Origin of the sequence: Kitasatospora sp. NPDC057223 (genome assembly GCF_042669755.1) — a bacterium.
Lineage (GTDB): Bacteria > Actinomycetota > Actinomycetes > Streptomycetales > Streptomycetaceae > Kitasatospora.
Genome location: NZ_JBHUWW010000278.1, coordinates 1 through 3,501, shown reverse-complemented (window position 1 = coordinate 3,501; position 3,501 = coordinate 1). Strand labels below are relative to the sequence as shown.

Here is a 3,501-nt window from a genome sequence, read left to right as displayed (position 1 = left end):
GGCCAAGGGCGACGTCAAGCAGGCCGGCTAACACGTCAAGCACACCTTCAAGCACTGACCGCCTCCGACGACGTGCGGGCCCCGACCGGTTCCGGTCGGGGCCCGCACCCGTTCACCTGCACTCACCGGCCAGGCCTTCAGCGCCTGATCAGGCTGATCCGCCCGGCGAGCAGCGGACACCGGCGGCGGGCCGTTCCGCGCAGCGCCGACTGAAGGAGAGCGGGGGTAAGAAGATCACCGCCATCACCGCGGCGGTCCCGGGCCGCGACCAGTGCGACGGGGAAGAAGACCGGCGCCGCTGCGGCACGGCGCGAGGATCTGTCGGCGCTGACGAAGGCGGAGCTGTACAGGCGGGCCGCCGACCTCGACCTGGCGCACCGATCCACCATGAACCGGGACTCGCTCCGGGCCACCTTGGAGAAGGCCGGGCGCGGCAGACACCTGCGGCCCGCGTCCTGACCCACGCCGCCCGGCGGGCGGGCGGAAGTTGGCACGGGGCCGTCCGGCCGGAGGCTGACCATGACCTCTGCCCCGGGCCGGCGGCCCGGCACGCCAACGTGTATTCCCGGCCGCCGGGCGTGAACGCCTGCGGCGCGGGCTGGCCCAAGACGGCTGTGTGGGGGCGCCGTCCGGAGCCCGGGACGCTGCCCACCGATCCGCCTGACCCCGTATCAATTCAATCTGGCAAACGTGGCATACAGCCATCCGCTCGTACTCGGGGACGCCAGCCGACGTCAGCAGGCCGCACCGGAGGCGACGGCGTTGACGGCCGGGTGGCGGCCGGATTCAGATCACCTGGTCCGGGTCGTCGAGCCAGGCGTGCCAGCCGTCGGGGGTGATGGTGAGGCCGAGCCGGTCGACGGTGGGCTAGCCCTCGTCGTGCCACCAGGTGAGGGTGCGCTCGAGGTGGTCCCAGAGGCGGCGGCCGCCGTACTGGCGGACCTGGTGCACGTCGTGGCCATTGCGGAAGGTTCCGGCGGCCCAGGCTGGGGTGGTGAGGGAGTACAGCCACAGGGTGCGGGCGCCGTCCTGGTGGGGCTGGACGGCATGGAGATGTCGCGCAGGCGCGGGCCGGCGGCGAGCCGGAACGGGTCGAACTTGCCGTGGTCGGGCAGCGCGGCGATGGTGGTGTGTTCGGTGACAGTGCCGCGCTGGGCAGGTCGCAGGAGTCGAGGACGAACAGCAGGGCGCTGAGGACAAGCCCACCATCCCCCCTGCACCCCTGCACCCCTGGCGGCAACGCCCTCCGAAACAGCTGAGCACAACCGCTGCCCCTGGGACTCACGAGGCAATGCGGCGACGCGCCGACCAGCGCCAAAAGCTGGCACGCGCCCCTCTGCACGCCGCCCCGGGGCCCTGTAGGCCGTGTCGGAAGGTTGGGGCGTGTCGTTGCTCTGTATACGGTCCGGGTTCCGGGTCGGGGTGTGGCGGGGCGGCTGTGCGGTCCCGGACGGTGGAGGAACACGATGGGTGTGCAGGTGTGGGACCGCAGTGGTGTCGGCCGGGCGGTGGCGCTGGGCGCGATGGCGGGGGTGGCGTGGGTCCCGGCCGGGGCCGCGCACGCGAACGTCGTCGGGGTCGGGAACGCGGTGTTCGGCAACAGCTGTGCCGCCCGGGGCGGCACGGTGGGTGCGGGTTCCACCTCGGCGGGAAGCGGGGCGGTGAGCGGTAACCAGAGCGCACTGCCGTTGGACCTGCCGCGCAATCACTGCGGCAACAGCGGCATCGTCTGCACCGCGGTCTTCATGTCCAGTGTGTGACCGGGCGTCGGTGACCACGGGCCGGGCGCAGGCGCCGGCCGTGGCGGGCGTGGGCGTGGGGGTGCGTGCGGTGGCCGAGCTCCTCGCCCTGAGCGGGCGGGCCCTGCCCCTGCTGACACAGTGGGTGGCCGCCGAGCCGGCCTGCGGGGTGGGGCGTGCCCTGCTCACCCTGGCGAGGGCCGACCACCTGGACGACACCGCTCTCAAGGAACAACTGGTCATCGCGCACCGGGACGCACTGCTCGCCGGCGAGAGGGAGGCCAGCCTCGTCTACGGGGTCTACCTCCACACCCACCGGCAGTACCTGATGACGGCGGAGCACCTGGCGGGCCACTTCGCACGCTGGCCGGCCGACGAGACGGCCGGGCTGATGCTGGGCGCGTTCTCCGCCTGCGGACAGGACTCCTACCGCGTGTACGGCGACGACCTGGTGGAACGGCAGTGGGCCCTGGCCGGCCGGGACAACTGGGCGTGGACGGGATGGCTGGCCGCCACCCGGGCTGAGCAGGACCGCCCCCGCGAGGCGCACGCCCTCGCCGAGCGGGCCCTGGCCCTCAACCCGCGCGCGGGCGTGGCCGCGCACGCCCTCGCACACGCCGAGCACGAACTCGGCGCCGGCCCCACCGCTGTCGACATCCTCGACCGGTGGCTCGCACAGGACCCGCACGCGGTTCAGGCACGGCACCTGAACTGGCACGCGGCCCTGCAGTCCATCGCCTGCGGCGACTTCGCCGACGCCCGCCGGCGGGCGGACGCGGCCCTGGCACCGTCCGACGTCGGCATGCGCGCCGCCACGAACTGGCGTCTGCTGCTCGCCGGGCAGACCCCTGCCGGCCGCAGCGACCTCGGCCACCTACGGGAGCTCCTGGCCGCACCCGGCGGGACGGCGGAGATCTTCCACACCTTCAACCTGGCCCTCGCCCTGGCGGTGGAGGCCGCCACCGAGGACCTGCACGCCCTCGCCCACCGCGCCGCCGCCGACGCGCGCCCCGACTACCGCGAGGTCCTCGCGCCCGTGGTGCAGGCCCTCGCCGAGATCACGGCCGGCCGCCCCCGGGCCGCCGCGGACCTGCTGGATGCCCTGGGCAGCCGGACCGAACACATAGGCGGCGTCCGCGTGGAACGCGAGATCATCCAGGACACGCTCGCCCGCGCCCTCGTCGAGGCCGGCGAGCCCGCCCGCGCCGCCGATCTGCTCCGCCGCCGCACCACCGACCGGCACCACCACACCTACGAGAACCTGCTCCTGGCACGCACCACGACAGCCCCCACCCTGCCCACCTGAACCCGGCACCGTGCCGTCTGCCAACCCCGCTGCCTTCCCGCACCTTGCCGGGATCCGACACTGCTCGGGCCGCTTCTCCCGTTCCCTCACCGGCCTCGCTTCATCGCGGCCTGCGTACCAGTCAGGCTCCCGCCCCGGGAGGGAACCTCCGGAAGGGCGCTACTCGCGGTTCTGGCCCGGGGCGGTGGCGCTTCGGCCATCCAGAGCGCCGTCGTCCCGTTCGCCGCCCGCGGCCGTAGCAGACCGGGTCCTGGACACCGCAGGACCCGGCGGCTCCCTTCGGGTGTGCAGCAGCCCGGCCGTACTCGTCGCGGCAGTCGTAACGCCGTGCCGTTGATTCGTGTCATCCGGTGGTCGCGGTAGCCGATTCTGTGGTGGGGATGCCGCGGGCGGTGACGAGTCGGGCGCTGCCCTCGGCGAGTTGGTAGGCAAGGCCGACCACGGCGGCGTGGCCGG

At 73.8% G+C, this 3,501-nt stretch carries 2 protein-coding genes; both read left to right on the top strand.

Going from position 1 to position 3,501, the window contains the following annotated elements; translation table 11 throughout:
- Window positions 1-1,466 precede the first annotated feature (1,466 nt).
- Window positions 1,467-1,760 carry a chaplin family protein gene (locus tag ACFUK0_RS39935; protein ID WP_380258965.1) on the top strand — a complete coding sequence of 98 codons (294 nt, stop codon included), beginning with the start codon at window positions 1,467-1,469 and terminating at the stop codon, window positions 1,758-1,760.
- A 70-nt stretch (window positions 1,761-1,830) separates the two neighbouring features.
- Complete coding sequence (locus ACFUK0_RS39930) at window positions 1,831-3,045, top strand: hypothetical protein (protein ID WP_380258963.1); 1,215 nt, start codon at window positions 1,831-1,833, stop codon at window positions 3,043-3,045.
- Window positions 3,046-3,501: the final 456 nt, after the last annotated feature.

Excerpts from the sequence above, each read along its gene's own strand:
- ACFUK0_RS39935 (WP_380258965.1), top strand. The coding sequence starts at position 1,467 with ATGGGTGTGCAGGTGTGGGACCGCAGTGGTGTCGGCCGGGCGGTGGCG.